The sequence below is a fragment of the Nonomuraea recticatena genome (assembly GCF_039533245.1).
Taxonomy (GTDB): domain Bacteria; phylum Actinomycetota; class Actinomycetes; order Streptosporangiales; family Streptosporangiaceae; genus Nonomuraea; species Nonomuraea roseola.
In genome coordinates this window covers 1-843 of sequence record NZ_BAAATE010000138.1, presented here as the reverse complement: position 1 = coordinate 843, position 843 = coordinate 1, and the positions used below count along the sequence as shown (strand labels likewise).

The following is an 843-nucleotide window of genomic DNA, read 5'->3' as shown; positions in this document are numbered from 1 at the left end:
CTGCCAGTTGGGACCGTCCTGTTACCAACCGTGCCGGGGAGGGTGTGGTGGAGGAGAAATCCCTGCTGGGAGTGGCTGCGCTCGCTGGGGGTGCTGTCGGCGGGGCTGCTACCGCTTTCTTTGCCGCCAACAAGCGCCTTGGGGAGATCATGGACACCGCGGCTGGTGCGGGTTCGCAGAAGTTCGAAGTCAACAAGGACAACATCCTCAAAGCTGTGCAGATCATCAGCACTCAGCTGGACTCGCTCACGCGCAAGTTCGGCAGCAGCAAGTCCGGGCTCATGATCAGGGCTGTGGGTGATGCCGACCCCATCACGGTCAGCGTCGTCACCGCGTGGAACAACAACCTCGTTCTCGACGACGATTCGTACGCCAAGCGCGTCCAGCAGTACATCGAGAGCCTGAGCGATCTGCTGGACCAGTTGCGCGCGGCGGCCCAGGAGTACGGCTTCACCGAAGAGCAGATCAAGAGCCGGTTGGCCGGAGGTCAGAGTGCGTAGTGCCCGCGCCGCTCTCGTCGCGCTCCCCCTCATCGGACTCCTGGCAGCGGGGTGCACCACCGGGAAAACCGGATCCGCCACCCCCATCGGGCAGGGAGGCGCCACCGAGCAGACCTCGTCGCCTTCCAGCAGCGCCCAGGCGTCGACCCGCCCTGCGGTGCTCGAACTCGACGGTCTCGACCCGTGCAAGGCGTTCACCCCGGATCAGATGAAGCAGCTCGGAGTGGTCAAGGCTTCCAAGGAAAGCTCGACGATCGGGCAGCTGACGGACGTCGCGTCCTGCCAGTACAGCCCCGACTTCGGCGACCCCTTCACCTACCTCGTCGGGTTCGTGACCAACGAG

Annotated in this window: 2 protein-coding genes; both read left to right on the top strand. The window is 64.7% G+C overall.

Annotated elements, in window-relative coordinates; translation table 11 throughout:
- Positions 1-500, top strand: a 500-nt coding sequence (locus ABFX50_RS50780; protein WP_346158522.1) for a hypothetical protein, incomplete at its 5' end; no start/stop codon positions are given.
- A partial coding sequence (locus tag ABFX50_RS50775; protein WP_346158520.1) for a DUF3558 family protein occupies positions 493-843 on the top strand: 351 nt, incomplete at its 3' end. The genes ABFX50_RS50780 and ABFX50_RS50775, both read left to right, overlap by 8 nt.